Origin of the sequence: Tepidanaerobacter sp. EBM-49, from assembly GCF_001896645.1 — a bacterium.
Taxonomy (GTDB): domain Bacteria; phylum Bacillota; class Thermosediminibacteria; order Thermosediminibacterales; family Tepidanaerobacteraceae; genus Tepidanaerobacter; species Tepidanaerobacter syntrophicus.
In genome coordinates this window covers 20,214-40,206 of record NZ_MPPE01000055.1, presented here as the reverse complement: position 1 = coordinate 40,206, position 19,993 = coordinate 20,214, and the positions used below count along the sequence as shown (strand labels likewise).

18 protein-coding genes are annotated in these 19,993 nt (G+C 39.8%); 2 read left to right on the top strand and 16 right to left on the bottom strand.

Translation table 11 applies throughout. From position 1 onward, the window contains the following. Window positions 1-5 precede the first annotated feature (5 nt). From gcvPA to lplA, 11 genes are all read right to left on the bottom strand, one after another. Window positions 6-1,400 (bottom strand): aminomethyl-transferring glycine dehydrogenase subunit GcvPA, encoded by a 1,395-nt coding sequence (gene gcvPA, locus BUE08_RS09915; RefSeq protein ID WP_213950694.1) that lies wholly within the window; start codon window positions 1,398-1,400, stop codon window positions 6-8. Between the two features lie 72 nt (window positions 1,401-1,472). Further along, window positions 1,473-2,786: an ABC transporter substrate-binding protein gene (locus BUE08_RS09910; protein WP_286680846.1), complete on the bottom strand. Its 1,314-nt coding sequence runs from the start codon at window positions 2,784-2,786 to the stop codon at window positions 1,473-1,475. Between the two features lie 20 nt (window positions 2,787-2,806). Beyond that, window positions 2,807-3,652, bottom strand: a complete 846-nt coding sequence (locus BUE08_RS09905) for a carbohydrate ABC transporter permease (RefSeq protein ID WP_202859729.1) — start codon at window positions 3,650-3,652, stop codon at window positions 2,807-2,809. Continuing rightward, entirely contained in the window at window positions 3,649-4,569 is a 921-nt protein-coding gene (locus BUE08_RS09900) for a carbohydrate ABC transporter permease (RefSeq protein ID WP_286680845.1), read from the bottom strand. The genes BUE08_RS09905 and BUE08_RS09900 overlap by 4 nt, the downstream gene beginning before the upstream one ends. 31 nt (window positions 4,570-4,600) lie before the next feature. After that, entirely contained in the window at window positions 4,601-7,696 is a 3,096-nt protein-coding gene (ebgA, locus tag BUE08_RS09895) for a beta-galactosidase subunit alpha (RefSeq protein ID WP_286680844.1), read from the bottom strand. 114 nt (window positions 7,697-7,810) lie between these two features. Continuing rightward, entirely contained in the window at window positions 7,811-8,749 is a 939-nt protein-coding gene (pfkB, locus tag BUE08_RS09890; protein WP_286680843.1) for a 1-phosphofructokinase, read from the bottom strand. Then, the gene (locus tag BUE08_RS09885) at window positions 8,750-9,823 is read right to left on the bottom strand and encodes a bifunctional phosphoglucose/phosphomannose isomerase (protein WP_286680842.1); all 1,074 of its coding nucleotides are present in this window, start codon (window positions 9,821-9,823) and stop codon (window positions 8,750-8,752) included. It abuts the gene before it with no gap. Between the two features lie 14 nt (window positions 9,824-9,837). Further along, window positions 9,838-10,683, bottom strand: a complete 846-nt coding sequence (gene fba, locus BUE08_RS09880) for a class II fructose-1,6-bisphosphate aldolase (RefSeq protein ID WP_286680841.1) — start codon at window positions 10,681-10,683, stop codon at window positions 9,838-9,840. A 12-nt stretch (window positions 10,684-10,695) separates the two neighbouring features. Beyond that, a complete protein-coding gene (locus tag BUE08_RS09875) occupies window positions 10,696-11,652 on the bottom strand; it encodes an ROK family protein (RefSeq protein ID WP_286680840.1) in 957 nt (318 codons plus the stop codon). Window positions 11,653-11,671: 19 nt separating this feature from the next. Continuing rightward, window positions 11,672-12,862, bottom strand: coding sequence for an ROK family transcriptional regulator (locus BUE08_RS09870; protein ID WP_059032440.1), 1,191 nt, complete (start codon window positions 12,860-12,862; stop codon window positions 11,672-11,674). A 171-nt stretch (window positions 12,863-13,033) separates the two neighbouring features. Continuing rightward, window positions 13,034-14,023, bottom strand: coding sequence for a lipoate--protein ligase (gene lplA / locus BUE08_RS09865; protein ID WP_286680839.1), 990 nt, complete (start codon window positions 14,021-14,023; stop codon window positions 13,034-13,036). A 177-nt stretch (window positions 14,024-14,200) separates the two neighbouring features. On the opposite strand from lplA, the gene BUE08_RS09860 reads away from it, so the two are divergent. Beyond that, window positions 14,201-14,710 (top strand): transcription repressor NadR, encoded by a 510-nt coding sequence (locus BUE08_RS09860; RefSeq protein ID WP_059032433.1) that lies wholly within the window; start codon window positions 14,201-14,203, stop codon window positions 14,708-14,710. A gap of 87 nt (window positions 14,711-14,797) precedes the next feature. Further along, on the top strand, window positions 14,798-15,292 hold the full coding sequence (locus BUE08_RS09855; protein WP_286680838.1) for an ECF transporter S component: 495 nt from the start codon (window positions 14,798-14,800) through the stop codon (window positions 15,290-15,292). On the opposite strand, the gene BUE08_RS09850 is transcribed toward BUE08_RS09855, so the two are convergent. The 5 genes from BUE08_RS09850 to BUE08_RS09830 form a co-directional block, all read right to left on the bottom strand. After that, window positions 15,272-15,688: a C-GCAxxG-C-C family (seleno)protein gene (locus BUE08_RS09850; protein WP_286680837.1), complete on the bottom strand. Its 417-nt coding sequence runs from the start codon at window positions 15,686-15,688 to the stop codon at window positions 15,272-15,274. The genes BUE08_RS09855 and BUE08_RS09850 overlap by 21 nt on opposite strands. Window positions 15,689-15,710: 22 nt before the next feature. Further along, entirely contained in the window at window positions 15,711-16,442 is a 732-nt protein-coding gene (locus BUE08_RS09845) for a type 1 glutamine amidotransferase (protein WP_286680836.1), read from the bottom strand. Beyond that, window positions 16,439-17,791 carry a MurT ligase domain-containing protein gene (locus BUE08_RS09840; protein ID WP_286680835.1) on the bottom strand — a complete coding sequence of 451 codons (1,353 nt, stop codon included), beginning with the start codon at window positions 17,789-17,791 and terminating at the stop codon, window positions 16,439-16,441. The genes BUE08_RS09845 and BUE08_RS09840 overlap by 4 nt, the downstream gene beginning before the upstream one ends. Window positions 17,792-17,913: 122 nt before the next feature. Further along, window positions 17,914-18,345 carry an ACT domain-containing protein gene (locus tag BUE08_RS09835; RefSeq protein ID WP_059032423.1) on the bottom strand — a complete coding sequence of 144 codons (432 nt, stop codon included), beginning with the start codon at window positions 18,343-18,345 and terminating at the stop codon, window positions 17,914-17,916. 34 nt (window positions 18,346-18,379) lie between these two features. Continuing rightward, window positions 18,380-19,678 (bottom strand): phenylacetate--CoA ligase family protein, encoded by a 1,299-nt coding sequence (locus BUE08_RS09830; RefSeq protein WP_213950677.1) that lies wholly within the window; start codon window positions 19,676-19,678, stop codon window positions 18,380-18,382. Between the last annotated feature and the right edge of the window lie 315 nt (window positions 19,679-19,993).

Genomic DNA, 19,993 nt, shown 5'->3' with positions numbered 1-19,993 from the left:
TTAAGTTATTTCAAAATGCTTTCTATACTTTTTACAAGTTTATGGATGTCTGAAGCCGTATGCCTTTCTGTAATACAGAAAAGAGCGCTTTGACCTAGTTCGGGAAAGGTTTGAGACAAGTCTTTTCCGCCAAAAATTCCTTTTTCAAGCAGCATTTTATTGATTTCTTCCACTGTTTTGCCTGTATCATCAAAGTTTACTACAAATTCCCTGAAAAAAGCAGACGATAAATACGGAGAGTTTATATTTTTGACTTTTGCCAGTTCTTTTGCTCCATAATAAGACTTTTGAAGAATTGTCTTTCCTATATCCTCCATACCCTTCGGTCCCATTAGCGCAAGATAAACTCCTGCTGTAATACCCCAAAGAGCTGATGCTGTTCCGACAAATTCCTTTCCCTGCTCTCGTTTTGCAAAAGATGTCCTATCATAAAATACATCTCCAAATCCTAATTCGCCGGGAACTACTGTGGTGGTAATGCCAAATAGCCTTGAAGGATATTGGGAAACGAATTTTTCTTCATCGCGAGTTGCAATAAAGCCTGCAAACCCTCCTCCGTAATTCATATGTATCCCAAGTGATTGCACATCACCGCAAACTATATCGGCTCCGTAATTAGATGGCGGAGCAATTACTCCAAGAGATATAGGATCAACGCCCACGATGGTCAGTGCGCCATTTTGTTTTGCAAGTTCGGATATTTCGTTGCATTGTTCTTCAAGGACGCCTAAAAAAGAGGGATTTTCAAAATAAACGGCAGCTGTATTCGAAGATATCTTCTTTCTTAAATCTTCAAGATCGGCAAGTCCTGTTTTCTTGTCAAAATCTGCAATAATAATTTTTACTGCAGGGTGGCAGTAGTTTTTTATTGTCAAAAGCCTATCAGGATTAATCGTCTTTACGACTACAGCTTCATTGCGGCCGGTGATTCGCTGAGCCATTCTGATTGCTGTAGATGCAGCCTGGTTCCAATCATAAGTTGGCACATTTACTACATCCATATCTAACAACTCTGCCATCATGCTTTCATATTCAAACAGCGCCTGAAAACGTCCATGATCTTCGTAGGGTTCGCCAGCATATGCAGTCAAAAATTCAGGTCTGCGATTTATTTCATCGCACACTGCAGGCACGTAATGGTCGTAGCAGCCTGCTCCTAAGAAACTCAAATATTCTCTTGATGTGCTGTTTTTATCTAATATTTTACTTACATGCTGTTCAAGCTCGCACTCCGAAAGTATCGGATCCGGAAGATTTAGTTTTGACTTAAATTTTAATGCATCAGGTATTTCCGAATAAAGCTCGTCAATATCTTGTATCCCTATTTCCTTCATCATTTCAGCTTTTACTTCAGGAACGGAGTTAGGAATATAGGGATGGATAAATGGTTTTTTTGCCATACAAAAGCCTCCTTGCTTCAAATGAGTTTAAAAAGGGGCATAGCCTGTTAGGCACGCCCCTTGCGAAATAAGTTATTTGCCCAACATATTAGTTATGTCTTTTTGGAGTGCGTCAAGCGTTGCTTTAACTTCTGCATGTTTTAATGTAACTTTTGCCTGGGCATCTATTACACGTGAATATACCTCTGGAAAATCTTCTGTATAGTAGAGCTCGGGAATTTCTTTAGCTACTTCTGCAAAGAATTTCCAAATCTTTTGCCCGCCAAAATATTCTACTTCTTGGTCAAATGCAGGATCGTCATATGTTGGTATATATGAAGGGAACAGGCCGTATTTGGTAAATGCTGTAATCTGGGTATCCATATCTGTCATAGCAAATTTTACAAATTCCACGGCTGCTTCACGGTTTTGGGTAGCTGCAGGTATCATAACATTAGAACCTCCATAAACCGCTGCTTGAACACCTTCATTCCCTACTTTTGGCAGTCTCATTACTGCCCATTTACCGGAAAGATCCGGCACTTCATCCATTAGTGTGCCTGCCCACCAGACAGCAGAGGGCACTGTTGCAATTTTACCGCTTTGGGTAGCTGAAACAAGACCATCCCAGTCTGTATTATCATATGTTATGCCTGCATCATACATTTTTTGAATTATCGACATAGCTTTTATCGCAGCATCGGTATTCAGTGTTGTATTGCCCTCGGCATCAAAGAAATATGAACCGAGCTGATTCAAAATCATGCCAAAAAGATTGGCATTTCTAGATGCTGCAAGAGGCACCATTTTTACTCCCACTTTTTCGTTCATTACCTTTCCGGCAGCTATAAAATCGTCCCATGTTTTTATATCTTCTGCTTTTATGCCTGCTTTTTCAAACAGGTCGGTCCTATAATAAACCGCGGCCGGACCGGCATCCCAAGGAAATGCAACAAGTTTTCCGTTTGACTTGCATTCTGAGATTTTAACAGGTAGAAAATCATCTGTTTTAATCGCATCAGTGAGATCTACAAAGCCTTCCGGAAATTTTCCGGCAAAACTTGCAACACGTTCGCCTTCAATGGTTACTACATCAGGCAGACCTACGTTTGCCACAAGGCCTGTAGTCATTTTGTCGTACACTTGATCTGTTCCTAAGTCCTCTACCGTTATCTTTACATCGGGATAAATCTTGTTAAAATTTACCGCTGCTTCTTGAAGCGCTTTGGCAGCTACATCCCAGCTCCATACCGTCAGCTCTCCTGAGAGTTTAGGTTTTTCACCTTGGGCAGAAGTATCTTCTTTTGGAGTCTCAGTGCTGTTTTCAGCAGGCTTACTGCCGCAGCCGGCCATAGCAAACACCATACACAAAACTACTGCAAGAATCGTGACTTTTTTAAACATCATTTTTTCCTCCCTTGTATTTTTTACTCTTTTATTGAACCGCCAATAAGGCCTGAAACAAACTGCCTTTGGAAAATCAAAAATATTATTATGATAGGAATGGTAGATATTGTAGAACCCAACATCATCATCCCGTAGTCCTTATACATTAAGCCTTCTAGAGAAGCCAAAGCCACAGGAAGAGTGTACATATCCTTAGTTGCGAGAATTATCAACGGCCACATAAAGTTTCCCCACTGAGACATGAAGTTGTATATTCCCAAAGCTCCTAAGGCAGGTTTCATATTAGGCATAACTATTTGGAAAAAGATCCCAAATTCGCTGCAGCCATCTATGCGCGCCGCCTCTATCAAAGCTGTCGGGAATGAAGTCATGTTTTGTCTCATCAAAAATATTCCAAAGGCATTGGCGAGAGCCGGAAATATAATGGCCCAATAAGTGTTTTGCCATCCTATTTTATTCATCATAATAAACATTGGTACAAGGGTCACTTGAGAAGGCACCATTAATGTGGAAATAATTATTCCAAAAATTATGGATTTGCCTTTAAACTCATATTTGGCAAGAGCATAGCCGGCCATGGAATCAAGAAGTAGCGTAAGAAGTGTATATGTTATCGCTATAAATAGGGAATTAAAAATCACTCTGCTAATATTGATTTTTTCAGAAAGATTTTTAAAGTTTTCAAGCAGCTGATTACCGAAACTCAAGTGCGGTGGAATGTTGAGTATTTGACTTGTGGAAAGTGTAGAAGATACAAACATAACATAAAATGGGAACAGTGACACGAATGCAACTAAAATAAGAACAATATAGTAAACTATTAATCTTGTTCCGGTCACATCTCCCGGTTTAAAGTTTTTTCTCACAAGTCATCACTCCCGCTAATCTTAAATTGTATAGCCGACAATATTGCTACAATTATAAGCAGCACATAGCTCATGGCAGCCGCATATCCAAACTTCAGATACCTAAAGCCCATGTTGTAAAGGTAATGAACAACAGTTATTGTGGCATTATCAGGACCTCCATGGGTTAAAATATAAGATTCATCAAAGAGCTGTAAGGTGCCAATAGTAGAAGTAATGGCGCAAAATAGAATTATTGGCTTCATTAATGGAATCGTAATTTGTTTAAATTTCTGAAAACTGCTTGCCCCATCTATATCAGCAGCCTCATAAATTTCTTCCGGAATCCTTTGCAGCCCCGCAATCATTATGACCGTGTTATAGCCTGTCCATCTCCAGGTAAGGGCAATTATAAGGGAAATCTTTGCGCTTATTGGACCGTTTAGCCAATCAACCTTCGGGAAGCCTAAACTAGTCAGCAGATAGTTTACAAGGCCATATTCGGTGTTTAGTAAAAGTTTAAAAATTAACGCATAGGCCACAAGCGCCGTAACACAAGGGAGAAAAACCGATACTCTGAAGAACCCTTTTGCTTTTAAAAATCGTTGGTTCAGCATATTCGCAATTACCAGCGCAAGAACAAGCATTATTGGTACCTGAATTAAGAGGTAAATAGTGGTATTTTTTAGCGCTGTTATAAATATAGAGTCTTTCATGAGCCTAATATAGTTTTTAAGACCTACATAAACAAATTTGCCACCCTCAAGCTCCTGAAAGCTCATAAAAAATGAACTTACAAAAGGGTATATCATAAAAACGCAGAAAACAATTATTGTCGGCAGCAAAAATAGATAAGGGGCTGTTTTTATATTCCATCTTGTTCCGACAAATCTAGGCCGCCGCCTGTTAGGTTGATTTTTTTCAATCGTGTTGTTCATCAACAAAACTCCCTTTGGCTTAGGAATGAATTTAGCCTAGTATTTTTAACTTGCTTAAATTTTTTGCAGACACTTCGTCAGGGTAAAACGGCTTCATGCAGAGTTTAAATTGGAAGCTTGTGGGAGCCAGTTTGTATTGGGGAAGCTGACCGGGTCCGCAGCTTGCGCTTCCTAAGCCATGATGGCGATAATCGAGTTTTAAGTATATCTTGTCTTCCGGCAGAAGGTTGCATCTGTTTTTTGCATTTTCGATAGATTTTATAGAAAAGCGATGAGCACTGAAGTTTAATGGCTCTTCTCCCGCAATTATAAATCCTATGCCCACAGGTTCTTCAAAGGATACCCATTTTACTTCTGTCCTGTTGCCGTTTTCCTGCGGCTTTATATAAGGGGTGTATAATTCGTCTATATGCTTTGTATAAAGGCCGAAAGAATTAGCTTGTTTGCTGTCTATATAAGATTCGCCGGGTCCCCTGCCCCACCATCTTACCCTTTCTAGATTCTTTGCAAGCTCTGCTTGAACCCCTATCCTCGGAAGCGTTTCCGGTAATCCCCTTCCCTCCGGATTTCCGCTAATTTCCAATATTACATTTCCACTGCCGTTTATTGTATATAAGAGTTTGTATTTTATTGACCAATCTAAGGTTATTGGAGCTACTTTGCCATTTACGGATATGTTTAAAGTGTCTTCGCCAAATTTGTGCCATCTTATTTCATCTACTGTATCAATAAGATGGTTAAGATTTTTTGCTTTCCATTTTTCTACTTCAAACATATCATTGTCTATAGGAGCTCTCCAAAAGTTAAGTGCCGGACCTTTGTGCATAAAGCTTAACCCTGCAAATTTCCATGAATCGATTCTGCCTGATATTTTGTCAAAAATGATTTCAAAATCTGCTCCTGTAATCTTCAGCTTATTTTTCATATCTTCGCAGCAAATAGGCATAGACGGCAATGACATTTCAAGTTCTATTTTTTCGTTTGCAGGCAGGAGCAACTGTCCGGATGCAATTTCATGGCCTGCAGGTGCCCAATTGGTATCAGCTGCAAGACGGTAAGATATGTTTAGCCAACAATTGGTAGATTGTAATGGGTGTTTTATAGGAAGAGTAATTTCGGCGCTTTCGCCCGGTTTTATACGGGGCAATAACAGTTTGCCGCTTTGAAGCATCGCATCATCTGTGGTTATATTCCAAAAAAGTTCTAAATGGTCAAGAGTTATAAAATCATAAAAGTTTGTGATCCGTAAAATTCCATCTAATACATTTATTGCTTCTGTCTTTACAGGTTCGATAACCTTTTTGTATTCTAAAAGCCCCGGACTTGCCATGCGATCAGGCATTACTAAGCCATCAATACAGAAATTTGAATTATTAGGTTCGTCGCCAAAATCACCGCCATAGGCAAAAAATTCTTTGCCATCTGCCATTTTAGATCTTAAACCGTGATCCATCCATTCCCATACAAATCCACCCTGCAGCCGTTTGTATTTATAAAAGATTTCTTGGTATTCTGCAAGACCGCCGGGACCGTTTCCCATGGCATGAGCATATTCGCAAAGGATATGAGGCTTTGGGGCATTTTCATCTTTACCTATTTCTATGAGCTTTTCATGGGAGGTGTACATGGTGCTGTAAATATCTGCAATCTTTGCACTGCTGTCTCCTTCATAATGTATAGGCCTTGTAGGATCGTTTTGTCTGCACCATGCCGCCATCGCTTCAAAATTCCTACCAAAGCCTGACTCATTTCCCAATGACCACATAATGACACAAGGATGATTTTTATCTCGCTGGACCATTCTCTCAAGCCTATCTAGATAAGCTTTCTCCCATGCAGCATCATCACTGATTCTGTTATAGTTTTCTGTAAGTTCAAATCCATGGCATTCAAGATCTGTCTCGTCAATTACATATAGGCCGTATTCATCACATAAATCGTAAAAAGCAGGTATATGAGGGTAATGGGAGGTCCTTACCGCATTTATGTTATGCTGCTTCATCATGAGCAAATCCTCTTTTACCCATTCAATAGGCACAGTTCTACCGTAGTCAGGATGAATTTCATGATAGTTTACACCTTTAAAAAGTATGGACGTTCCATTTACCAATAAATTACCATCTTTAATTTCTACAGTTCTGACCCCGACACGGTATGGCACTACTTCTACTACTTTCCCGAAGTTATCTTTCAAAGTTATAAGCAAGGTGTATAAGTAAGGCGTTTCAGCAGTCCACTTATTAGGAGAACTTAGATGAAGAAGCGATCCGGTTTTGCAAAATTGCCCTGCAAAAGTTAGTTCATGCATATCTTCAGCTACAAGTTCTAAATCTTTATCAAGGAGTTTTACATTTACATTGCAGCCGGAAATCTCTTTTTCGCTAAGGTTTTCCCAACGCATTGAAATCTCCAGCTCCGCATCTTTATACTCATTATCGAATTTTGTGCTTACTGTATAATCTTGAAGATGCAGTTTGGGTCTTGCAATTAGTGATACATCGCGAAAAATTCCACTGAGCCACCACATATCTTGATCCTCTAAATAACTCCCATCGCTCCATCTGTAAACCTTTACTGCGAGAGTATTTTCTCCAGGCCGGATAAAAGACGTTATATCAAATTCCGATGGCAGACGGCTCCCTTTGCTGTAACCCGCTTCTTTTCCATTTACCCAAATATGAAATGCACTATCCACTCCTTCAAAGCGCAGCAAAATTTGTTTATCCAGCCAGTCTTCGGCAATATAGAATTTTCTTCTGTAGCAGCCTGTAGCATTTTCCGTCGGAACATAGGGTGGATCAATTGGAAACAGATATATCAAATCAGTATAATGAGGATTGCCATACCCTTGAAGCTGCCAGCATCCGGGCACTTTAATCTCGTCCCAGGAGGTATCGTCAAAGGATTCTTCGTAAAAACCCTCAGGAACAGTGTAAGGCGATAGAGAATAATAGAATTTCCAAAGTCCATTCAATAATCTGAAATTTTTCGATAAACCTCGCTCAAATGTCAGTGCCAATTCTTCTTCCGGATACGATACAAAGTAAGTTCTGCTTTCCATTCTGTTTTTATGGACTAAATTTAAGTTTTCCCAGTCATTTTCTCTATAATTAATGGCCTCAGGCATTTTTCAGCCTCCATTTCTATTATTTGAATCTCGGGTAACACGGATGGACTGTCCCCATGTGTTCTGTTTTTTAGCCTGCCGAGGTAGCACGGAGGGACTGTCCCCTTGTGTTCTCTATTTAAATCTTGTGATTTTGACTTTTTCTTCGATATTGCTGACTTCTTCTACTACAATCCCACCGGTTATTGGGCTCAGTGCCGCAGCGGCAGAAACCGCAACTGCAAATTTTAGGGAGTCTTCAAGGGGCAAGTTGTTGTAAAGCGCCGCTGCAAAGCCTGCTACCATTGCGTCCCCACAGCCTACCGTATTTGAAACTTGGATTTTGGGTGGAAGCGCCCAATAAGCCTCATTTAATGACCTGCTTGCTGCTACCGCGCCCTTTTCTCCAAGAGATATTACGCAAATTTCCGGTCCAAGTTTTGCAAGGTCTTTTGCAGCGCCTATAAGCTCCTCCATATCTTTTAGCTGCCTTCCTAAAAGTGCTTCCGCCTCTGATTTATTCGGTTTTATTAAAGTAGGTCCGCTTGCAAGGCCCATCTCTAAGTATTTACCGCTGGTATCAAGTATTACTTTTTTATGCTCGCCTTTTGCAATAGTTACAAGTCTTGCATATATATCTTCTTTGATACCTTTTGGAGCGCTTCCGGAAAGCGTTATAATATCAGAATTTTTAACTGCTTTTGTATAAAACTTCAAAAACTCGTCAAGTTCTTGAGCTGTTACATCGGGTCCCGGCTCTAACAGCTCTGTATGAATTTTTGATGACAAATCAATAATATTTATGCAGGATCGAGTCTCGCCGTTTATGTGAATAAAATTGAAGGGCATATTTTCTTTTTTTAGTTCATGCTCTATAAATGCTCCGGAAAATCCGCCGGTAAATCCTGTAACATTCACGTTTTCTCCCAATGCAGACAGCACTCTTGCCACATTTAAGCCTTTGCCGCCTGCCGTGGGAATAACCTCTTTTACTCTTGTCACTGCACCTATTTTGAAATTTTCAACCTTATATGCTTTGTCAATTGATGCATTTAAATTCACTGTAAGAATCATTTACGCTTCCGCCATCTTCTGTTTAAATAGGTTTATGATATTTACCGGCGTTGGATCTACTCCTCGATATATAGGAGCATAGAGAGTGATAAAATCTCCCAGATATACCAGAGAAAACATGCGGCAAAGTCTATTCGGACCCTCTGCATAAACCTGCCTTACTTTGCCCATTCTGGAAGATAGCATTTCGGCGGTTATATCTTTGCGCTTTTTTATTTTAGGGCTGTCTAGTTCATCGTCCCGCAGTAAAATCAGATAAAACTTGGAGATAAGTTCTGCAGGCATATCCCACCCCACCGCTTCATCATGATGCAAATTGGGTATTACATTATAAAATGCCATGAGTTTGCTATTTTCGCCAAACTGATTTTTTATTCTCCAGGCCACTGAATCATAATAATCAAGGGAGCCGTATACAAGGGGAATATGTCCATGAAGCTCGGCTGCTATTTGTTTTGCTTCATTTTGTTTTGTCGGAATATCTGCACCATATCTATTTTTCAGATCGCCAAATAGGTCTACCAGGCTTTTAAGGTCTTCTGTTTTATCTTCTATTAATCCAAGCTTACTCAGTATTACCACCATGGGCACGAAAATATAGCCGATATCCCTGCGGGGATGGCCGATATCGTAAGGTATAATCAGGCAGGGAACATTGTCTTTTTGGCACATCTCTTTTAATTTGCCGCCTGCCGTAACAGCTACTATGTGGGCGCCAGCTTTAACAGCCTGCTCGTAGGCGCTTAATGTCTCTTCTGTATTTCCTGAATGAGATATTGCAAGCACCAATGAATCTTTGTCCACGCAAGCAGGTATGTTATAGCCTTGATTGATTATTACCGGAATGTTAAGTTCATCAAACAAGTAAGATCTTAAAAGGCCTGCAGCTACAGAAGATCCTCCGCCTGTGCCCAGCACTATGATTTCTTGAAAGATGCGGTTAGGCTTATCTATTTCGAAATTTTGAGCTATATTTATGGCTTCTTCGAACTGCAAATCATAATTTTCTGTTGCAGAAAGTGAATTCATGCTGTCTATTTCTCTGACTTTTTCTACATCATCTAAATTTATCAAACCAAAAGCCTCCTTTATGCTTTGTTGTATGACTCCGCCATATGAATCTTGGATTTTACTACATCTTTTACTGCTTTTATTGCAGGTTTAAAATATTTGCGGGGATCTGTCTCATCAGGCTGTGATACAAAAAACTTTTTAAGCTCGTCAGCGAAGGCAATTTTAATATCTGTTGCGATATTTATTTTGCATATTCCGCATTTTATTGCCTGTTTTACATCTTCTTCAGGCACGCCGGAGCAACCGTGTAAAACCAGGGGCACATTCACAAGCTGACGAATGTTTTGAATTATGTCAAAGTGAATTTCAGGCTTCCCTTTATATACTCCATGGGCTGTGCCTACGGCAATTGCCAGGGAATCTACGCCAGTTCTATTTACGAATTCGGCAGCTTCTTTTGGGTCTGTGAGTACTTCGTGGCTTGATGAAATATTTTCTTCGACTCCGGAAATATGCCCAAGCTCTGCCTCAACTTGAACTTGTTTTTTATGAGCGTATTCTACGACTTGTTTTACTAAGGAAACATTTTCATTAAAAGGCAGCATAGAGCCGTCGATCATAACAGATGTGTAGCCTGCGTCTATGCATTTTATTGCAAGGTCAAGGGAATTTCCGTGGTCTAAATGTAATGCTATGGGAATATCGGCTTTATTTGATGCTGTATGAGCCATGGCAACTAAATAATCTATTCCGGCATATTCACAGGTGCCGGGAGTTGTCTGAAGTATAAGAGGGGCGCGTTCCTCCTTGGCGGCTTCTACCGTTGCTTTTAATGTTTCTAAATTGTGTATATTAAAAGCAGCTATTGCATAGTTATTTTGCCGAGCTTTGTTCAACATTTCTTTTGAAGATACTAACATTTTTTGCCTCCTTTAAAAAATACCCAGGTTTTTCATAGCAAGAGTCGCGGCGCCTACGGCACCGGCTTTATCTTTAAGTTTTGCAGGTACAATGGGGATTTTATCTCTTAGTGCCTGCATTAAATGTTCATTAAAATATTTCCGCAAGGGAACAAAGAGTCTATCGCCTAGAAGCGATACGCCGCCGCCGATTACAATCATTTCCGGGTTGATAATTTGTGCGTATGTAGAAAGACCGATTCCCAGAAGTTCTGCTGTATTTTCCATCACAAGACGTGCCAAACCATCTCCCTCGTCAAATGCTGCTGAAAGGGTTTTTGTTGTGATTTTATCTACATTACCATCTGTCATCTTTGTCATAATCGTATAGTGGCCTTCCATAATATGCCTTTTAATCTGGCGCACAATCCCGGGGGCTGATGCATACATTTCAAGGCACCCTCGGTTTCCGCAGTTGCAATAAAGTCCATCTTTTATAACGGTTGTATGGCCTATCTCGCCTGCGCTGTAGGAATGTCCCCTGTAAATCTTGCCATCAAGGATTATGCCGGAGCCTATGCCTGTGCCCAGTGTTACACATATAAGGGTGTTTACGTCTTTACCTGCTCCAAAATACTTTTCTGCTAATGTTGCTACTCTTACATCATTGTCCATGAAAATAGGAGTGTGAAAATCCTTTTTAAATTCCTCAATTACCGGCACATTTTGCCATGCTAAATTGCCTGCAAAGATAGAAATGCCTTTTTCTATGTCCATAAGGCCGGGTATTCCGAGGCCTATTCCCCCGATAGGCACAGAACCTGCAGCATCGTAAAGTTTTTTTATTTCATTTTTAATCTTATTTAATACATAATCTGCGCCCTTTGAGGCTTCTGTTTCGGTAACATTTTCGGTTATAATTTCTCCCTTTTGATTTACAAGGGCTGAAGCAATCTTTGTTCCTCCAAGGTCTACACCTATAAAGTACAATTATCTCCCTCCGCTTCTTTTAAAAGATGGCTGTCATAACAACATCGGCAGCTCCTTTTATTGTGGCTATTTCACCCATCTGAGAAAACTCAATTTTGCACTGATTAAAGCTGTTTTCAAGGCATCGGTCTTTTACTGTATCAAGCATTGTCTTTTCGATGGAGGATTTTGCTTTCACTATCCCTCCTCCGATTACCAAGAGTTCAGGATTAAACGTATTTATTGCATTTGCTATGCCTATGCCGAGGTAGCGGGCTGTCTGCCTCAAGAATCTGCCTGCAAGGTTATCGTTTTTCTCGGCGGCTTCGTAAATCATCTCAGGTGTTATATCCTCAAGGTTTCCTCCTGCCATTTCTTGAACCATGGAGGACCTTCCTTCCTTAATTGACTTAATCATTGATTTTACAAGGGCATTCTCAGATGCCACAGCTTCTAAACAGCCATAATTGCCGCAGCTGCACAGCGGTCCGCCCACATCTATGGTAGTGTGTCCGATTTCTCCGGCACTGTCCCCGCATCCTCGATAAAGCTTACCATCTATAAATATTGCAGAACCTATGCCGTAGCCCACTTTCAAAAACACCATATTTTCAATGTCGGATGCTGAGCCATAGTAAAATTCCCCTATGGCCATGGCTCTTACGTCGTTTTCTACAAAGGTTGGAAGGCCTATTTTTTCTTCAACGATATATTTTATAGGAACATTTCTCCAACCAAGATTTGGCGCAAATAAGGATATGCCTTCTTTAGACTGAACCGGACCGTGAACTACAACGCCGATGCCAAGTATGTCGGTTTTTGCATCTTTTTTTAAATCCAATATTGTGCTGAGCATAAGTTCTAATATGTCATCTTTAGCCATCTTCTGGACGGAGTATTCCTTTTCTGAAATCACGTTCAGCTCTCCGTCTACCAGGTAGCCTCTTAATCTGTTAGAGCTTATATGGATTACCAAAACGTTTAAAGTGTCAGGGTTTATTGCAAGGAGAATGGGCCGCCTGCCGCCGCTGGATTGTCCTATCGTATGCTCTGTTACTATCCCCGAGTCCAGTAGTTTGTTTGTTATATAGGTAATGGCAGGAGCCGTAAGGTTTGTCGCTTTTGCAATATCTGCCCGGGATATCGGGCCCTGGTGTCTTATTGTATTTAAAACCAAGCAGTCGTTAGGAGTTGCTATTGTTTTAAATTTATCTAGATCAAATTCTCCCATAAAAAATTCTCCAACTTCATTAAAATTTTTACTATCTTAAATATATATTCGACATATAAACAGAAAATCCTGCTACTTTTTTAATTACTTTATAAAAATTTTAATTAAGTAATTAAAATAATTAAAAAAGGCTTCTGTTAAGAAAGCCTTTTATTATAGATAAATTTTCTTTTAATAAAACAGACTTGCTATTTCTTCCAGGCTTATTGAGCCGAAGTAGTCCTTTAAATTCAACTTCGAAAGAGCAGCTTTTATTGCATCGTTTTTGAATTTTTGTCCTTTAAGTTGCTTTTCGACTTCTGAAATATCGCGGACACTCATGAAATCGCCAAAAAATTTGATATCTGTTATTATACCATCTCTTACGTTCATGCGAACTTGGATTTCTCCGCCGTCAAAGCGGTGGGAACGCACAAGATCAAACTCGGGAGCATTTCCGAAATTCCATTCCCATGTTGCATATTTTTCATCTCTGAGCTTTGTGATATTTTTCATATCTTCCGGAGTCAGTATATATTCATTTAGCTCGCTTCCCTCTACCTCAAAAACATATTTTAGAAGCATTTCTTTAAATGTGGGAATCGATATATCGTCCTTTAAATACTCCTTGATATTTGTCACTCTGCTTTTTACAGATTTTACGCCTTTAGAGAGAATTTTTTCAGGTTTAACATTCAATGCTTTGCTGAGAACCGTCAAATCTGAGTCAAATAACAGGGTGCCGTGGTGAAGTATTCGTCCTTTGGTGATATATTGGGCATTGCCGGATATCTTTTTCCCGTCTATTGTTATATCATTTCTGCCGGAAAATTCAGCATTTATTCCTAATTTTTCAAGAGCTTTTACTATGGCCTTAGCAAATCTTTCTATATTGTTGAAGTCTTCCGGCTTGTAGTCTACCACAAAGCTAAAATTTACATTGCCCAGGTCATGATAGACTGCTCCTCCCCCTGACATGCGCCTTACCACTATAATATTGTTTTCATTTACATATTCCCGGTTTACTTCTTCTATAGTGTTTTGGTTTCTGCCGATTATAACGGCGGGTTTATTTTGGTAAAAATAAAAGTAATCCTCTGATGGATCAAGGCTGCTTACTGCATATTCGTCAAGGGCCATGTTGAAATAAGGATCGTTTGATTCGTTTTTGATGTATAGCATTGCAAACCTCCTAGTATAATATAGTTTAATGCTTTAGGATATACATATGATTTTAGTGTAAGTCTCTTTAATCTCTATAGCAAGCTTTGTATCACGTTATAAAATTTGCAGCGATGTGGAAAGTATCGTAAACTACTGATATAATAAAATCAGATTAGTAAGGGTGGTGTTAGTAATATGAATACCCAACAGCGCAGGAATAAAATTTTAGAGTTGCTTAAGTCTTGCAAGGAACCTATGTCAGGCAGTGAACTTGCAAAGATTTTCAATGTTACGCGGCAAGTCATAGTCCAGGATATTGCTATACTTAGGGCAGCAGGAAATAATATTATCGCAACTGCTCAAGGGTACATGGTGCAGGGCACGATGCTGCCTTATACCAAACAAATAGCTGTGCGCCATGATGCAGATCTAACCCGGGAAGAGCTGCTGACATTTGTAGAATGCGGCTGTAAAGTGATTGATGTAATAGTTGAGCATCCTATATATGGCGAACTTCGAGGCATGCTTATGCTGTCTACTTCCGAGGATGTGGAAAATTTTTTAAATGCAGTGAAAGAACATAGGGCAAGTTTGCTTTCGCAGCTTACAGACGGGGTGCATATTCATACGATTGAGGCTATTAACTTGGACTGCATCAATAAAGCCGAAAAGCTATTAAAGGAAAAAGGGATGCTTTTAGAATAATTTTTTTAAAATTTATTGACTTGTCATGTGTATATACAGTATAATAGTTACTAACAACTATTATACTTTGAAAGGAAAAAATGTGCAATGAAAACTAGAGATCTTGTAATAAGTGCTTTACTGACAGCACTGGCAATATTAATACCGGTAGCTTTCGGCGGCTACCTCAGGGTATATATCCCTCCGTTTTCGGCAACACTGGCCTCTCACGTACCCTCGATGCTGGCAATGTTAATTAGCCCTTGGGCAGCTGTGATGGTAGGGTTGGGTTCTGCCTTTGGTTTCCTGCTTATGCTGGGACCTGTTGTAGCGGCAAGAGCTCTTATCCATGTAGCATTCGGAGTAGCCGGTGCTTATTTAATCAAAAAGGGTTTTTCGTTCTCCAAGGCTTTAATTGCCGTAACACCGATTCATGCTTTAGGAGAATCTTTGATAGTGCTTCCCTTTGGTTTTGATCTATATACCGCATTTGTGGTTGTAGGTATAGGAACCATACTGCACCATTTGGCAGACAGCGCCATAGCCGTAGTGCTCTATAAAGCTGTTTCGAATAGTATGTCTTTATCTAGAAGGAGTTCCTAGCTCTCTTTTAACTATATCATCCAGTATTACTCCCGCTTCTTTTATAACATTAAGACACCTGACCTCATCGTTATGGTGTTTTTCTTTTAGGGGTTTGCACAATATATCACCCATCTTATCCTTATATCGGCTTAAGAATTCTTTTTCTAATGTCTTGATACGCTCACTTTCGTGAGCTTTTTCTTTTGTAAAAAGCACGCCCAGCACCATTATCCCGCCTGTCAGGGCACCGCATACACTTTCAATCCCCATGCCGCCTCCAAAGCCTGATGCCATTTTCAGAGCTTTTTTATCTAAGTTTAAACCATATTCTTCATTTGCCGAATAAACCATGGTCTCCGCGCAGTTTAAGTCAAATTCCTTTGAATAGTACTTTTCTATTTTTTCAGTCAGCATAGTATTCACTCCTTTTTTAATCTTATGCAAGAGATGTAAATTTTGGATCAATTAATTCTAAAATTTTTCTACGAGTTTCAAGCTCCAACGAATCATCAAGTTTTCCAAGTTCAACAGTGCCATATTTATTGCGCAATGCCGCCTCTATTATTTTATCACATAATCGGGGATTATTGGGAAGGAGGGGGCCGTGAAGATATGTGCCGATTGTATTCTTGTAGCGCATGCCTTCTGTTTTATCTTCACCGTTATTCCCAAATCCGAAAATTACTCGTCCTAAAGGCTTAAGACCATTTAGATATGTTTTTCCAATGTGGTTTTCGAAGCCGATGAGATTATAATTTTCGTCAGTTTCTACTATAATATTGCCTGCAAAGTGGTCTGTCGTTTGTTCTGTATAAAAATCGAAAAGCTCAAGTCCCAAAGTTGCGCCATTTGCATCTTGATATCTGCCTAGTATGCGGTAACCTCCGCATATGGCAAGAAACACTTTGCCTTCTTCGATAGCTTCCTTCAAATAAGGCTTTATACTTTTCATATCTTGAGCAACTATACTTTGCTGCCTGCTTGCTCCATGACCTATAAAAAATATGTCTTGGTTTTTGAAGTCTTCGGCTTTGTCATTTAATCTGCGCTCTTTAACTTCTACCGAGATGTTTCGCCACTGGCAGCGTCTAATAAGGGCAAGCATATTGCCGCTGTCTCCGTACATATTCATAAGGTCAGGGTATAGGTGGCATATATTAAGCTTCATTTGCTATCCCTCTCTTTTAAAATCTTCCGGATGTCGAAGGTGGTGCTGTAATTTGATATGATATAAGCTATTTCGCTTTTGGTATTTACTATATTATCTACTGTGTCCTCAAGTGTTTCGGATATTATAAGTTTTTCCGTATCTATTCCGGCATATTTTAGCCTGAGAGCTACATCATATCTTCTGCGTCCAAATAATATATAGTTTATTATAGTGTCGTCTATCTTTTTTAGTATCTCAAAATCCGTATCCCACAGCCATGACACGTCCCGTCCGTCCTGGGGAAGGTCGTTTACTCCAATGGCAACTGTTTTTGTCCTTCCGTCTTTACTTACCGTTTTCATTGATTCGTTAAATCCTACAGGGTTCTTGGCAAGATTCAAAAGTATTGGTTTTTGAATATAAAACTCTTCCATTCTGCCTGCCTGAGGCTTGTATTTTTGCAGCCCTTTTATTATAATTTCAGGCCTTATACCTATAAGAAGCCCGCAGGATACGGCAGCCGCCGTGTTATATGCAGTGTATCTATCGCTTATATCTGTTTTTACCGCAATTATCGATTTTTTATCTTTATCTAAGATATTAAATAGCTGAACACCTTCCTCGTTTTCAATGACTGCGCTAAAATCAGGAACCGGTCTATGAAAACCGCATTTGCCGCAGCTGTAGCGGCCGAGCTGTCCATAATAGCGGCAGTCATAGGAAAGGATGCTGCCGCATTTTTTACATAAAACAGCATCTGCCATCGTATCTTCGCTTATATTGTCAAACCACTTTTCAACGCCGTAATACCGTTTCGGATTAGGCAGTAAATTTCCTATGCTTACAAGAAAGGGATCGTCTGCGTTTATTAAAAGAGTGGTATCGGGAGATGCTTCTAATCCATCTCTTATCTTATTTAAAAGGGTGTCAATTTCTACATATCTGTCCGACTGATCCGGAAATATATTGGTAAACACGATTATGTCAGGCTTTGTAGCAGCAGCTGCTTTTGGCAAGGATGCTTCATCTACTTCCATACACGCAAAATCCAGTGACGGTTTAAAAACTGAACTGCTGTCTATAAAAGCCGATATTAACCCAACTTCCATGTTTGCACCGATATTATTGCAAGCGCAAGTATAGCCTGCCTCCTGGATTATGGAATAAATCATATTGTTTGTTGATGTCTTTCCATTTGTGCCTGTAACAAATATTATGTCATTTTTTACCTTTGAGCTAAACCAAGTAAGGATATTAGGACTTATTTTAAGTGCTACCCTCCCGCCTATGCTGGTTCCCTGGCGGCCTGCAATTTTTGCAAGATTTACAGCGGCTTTCCCCGCTAAAACGGCAAATGTTTCTTTCAATGTTTTGGAGCCCCCTTTAGTATATCGCACAAAACTCTTTTTAAATTATAGCATCGAGTATTTTCAGGTGCAATTTTTTTAAATTATTAAGGAGTGCCCTATTCTGACACTCCTCCTGTTTTTTATAGACTATTTATTTCTTCAGTTGAATACAGTTTTATTCCCGCTGATTGGAGAACCTCTACTGCTCTCTCCGGTTCTTCCACTCGAAATAGTATCAATGCCCTTTCACCGTTTCGCTTAATAAATGAATAGAGATATTCTACACTGACGCCGGCATCGTTTAAAATTTGAAGGGCGCGGTTTAACCCTCCGGGCTTATCTGTTACCTCAACTGCTAATACGTCCGTTGTGCTAACCGGGAATTTCTCAGCTTTTATTGCCTCAACTGCCTCTTTAGGTTTATCTACAATCATCCGTAAAATCCCAAATTCGGTAGTATCTGCTATGGAAATAGCTTTGATATCGATATTATTTTTCTCTAAAATATCCGTAACTTGAGAAAGTTTACCGGGTTTGTTTTCTAGGAATACCGAAATCTGTTTTACAAACATATAACCCCTCCGTTCATTTTGCTTGTAATGTGCCTCATAATTTCCTTTTGTCGATAACGCGCTTAGATTTGCCCTCTGTCCGCTCAATAGTGTGTGGTTCAACTAATTTTACGTTTACATTTATGCCTAAAGTTGTATAGATAGATGATGTAATTTTTTTCCTGACTTCTTCCAGCTTTCTTACTTCATCGGCAAAAAGCTGTTCTGACACTTCAACCCATACCTCGATAGAATCAAGGTTGTCCTTTCTATCCACTATAATCAAATAGTGGGGCTCAGCATCGCCGGCAGCCATTAAGGCGCTTTCGATTTGAGACGGGAATACATTGACTCCTCTGATAATCAGCATGTCGTCGGTTCTGCCTAGGATTTTCTCAATTCGGGCATGGGTCCTGCCGCAAGCACACGGCTTATAAGAAATAGAGGTGATATCTCGCGTTCTGTACCTAATAACCGGCAAGCCTTCTTTATCAATTGTTGTAATTACCAGCTCGCCTCTTTCACCCTCAGGAAGCGGTTCTTCTGTTACCGGATCTATTATTTCGGGGATGAAGAAGTCTTCTGCGATGTGAAGACCGTTCTGCTCCATACATTCAGCCGCTACTCCAGGGCCTATGACCTCGCTGAGCCCATAAATATCAAGTGCTTTTATTCCAAGTTTTGATTCAAGGTCTTTGCGCATATTATCAGACCAAGGTTCTGCTCCAAAAATTCCTGTCTTAAGTTTTAACTCTTCTTGCTTTATTCCCATTTCTTCTAAGGTTTCGGCGATGCAAAGGGCGTAAGAAGGGGTGCATGCAAGAATCTCGGTACCTAAATCCTTCATGAGCATAACCTGCCGGCGAGTATTGCCGCCTGACGTAGGCAGCACCACTGCTCCTAATTTTTCTGCTCCATAGTGAAATCCTAAACCGCCGGTAAAAAGGCCGTATCCATAGGAGACCTGAACCACCGAATCTCTCTTTCCGCCTCCCATTACAAGGCTTCTTGCGATTAATTCGGCCCAATTAGAAATATCTCTTCTGGTATAGCCTACTACTGTAGGTTTTCCTGTGGTCCCTGATGAAGCGTGAATTCTGATTATTTCTTCGATAGGCACTGCAAACATGCCGTAGGGATAGTTGTCCCTAAGATCTTGTTTTGTTGTAAACGGCAGAAGCCTTATATCTTCTAAAGTTTTTATGTCTTCAGGAATCACTCCTATTTCCTGCATTTTCTGTCTGTAGCTTTCCACATTGTGGTAAACTCTGTCTATAGTTTCTTTAAGTTTTGTAAGCTGATATGAACGAAGCTGCTCTCTGTCTATACATTCTCGTGTTTTATTCCAGTGCATAGCCGTCCCCTCTACTTTGAAATTTTACTTTAATAACACGCTCTCCCAGTTGTGCTAAGCAAACAATTGTTAAGTAAAATTATATAATATAATGTCAAAATTGCAACCACAACTTATAAATGAGTTTAGTTTTCGGTAATTAATCAACTTTTTTAAGAATATTATAATAACCTGAGCAAAGTCAAGAAAATAAAGGCTTTATAGCTATATCACCCTTTAAGGGTGATATAGCTTTTTGCAAAATCATCAATATAGGTGAATGCTTTTTAAATAAAAATCGTTTATTATAGTTGCATAAGAGTCGGAATGCTCAGC

Bases quoted from the DNA above. Each gene is read 5' to 3' on its own strand.
- gcvPA (WP_213950694.1), bottom strand. From the start codon at position 1,400: ATGGCAAAAAAACCATTTATCCATCCCTATATTCCTAACTCCGTTCCT.
- BUE08_RS09910 (WP_286680846.1), bottom strand. From the start codon at position 2,786: ATGATGTTTAAAAAAGTCACGATTCTTGCAGTAGTTTTGTGTATGGTG.
- BUE08_RS09900 (WP_286680845.1), bottom strand. From the start codon at position 4,569: ATGAACAACACGATTGAAAAAAATCAACCTAACAGGCGGCGGCCTAGA.
- ebgA (WP_286680844.1), bottom strand. From the start codon at position 7,696: ATGCCTGAGGCCATTAATTATAGAGAAAATGACTGGGAAAACTTAAAT.
- pfkB (WP_286680843.1), bottom strand. From the start codon at position 8,749: ATGATTCTTACAGTGAATTTAAATGCATCAATTGACAAAGCATATAAG.
- fba (WP_286680841.1), bottom strand. From the start codon at position 10,683: ATGTTAGTATCTTCAAAAGAAATGTTGAACAAAGCTCGGCAAAATAAC.
- BUE08_RS09870 (WP_059032440.1), bottom strand. From the start codon at position 12,862: ATGGGAGAATTTGATCTAGATAAATTTAAAACAATAGCAACTCCTAAC.
- lplA (WP_286680839.1), bottom strand. From the start codon at position 14,023: ATGCTATACATCAAAAACGAATCAAACGATCCTTATTTCAACATGGCC.
- BUE08_RS09860 (WP_059032433.1), top strand. From the start codon at position 14,201: ATGAATACCCAACAGCGCAGGAATAAAATTTTAGAGTTGCTTAAGTCT.
- BUE08_RS09855 (WP_286680838.1), top strand. From the start codon at position 14,798: ATGAAAACTAGAGATCTTGTAATAAGTGCTTTACTGACAGCACTGGCA.
- BUE08_RS09850 (WP_286680837.1), bottom strand. From the start codon at position 15,688: ATGCTGACTGAAAAAATAGAAAAGTACTATTCAAAGGAATTTGACTTA.
- BUE08_RS09845 (WP_286680836.1), bottom strand. From the start codon at position 16,442: ATGAAGCTTAATATATGCCACCTATACCCTGACCTTATGAATATGTAC.
- BUE08_RS09835 (WP_059032423.1), bottom strand. From the start codon at position 18,345: ATGTTTGTAAAACAGATTTCGGTATTCCTAGAAAACAAACCCGGTAAA.
- BUE08_RS09830 (WP_213950677.1), bottom strand. From the start codon at position 19,678: ATGCACTGGAATAAAACACGAGAATGTATAGACAGAGAGCAGCTTCGT.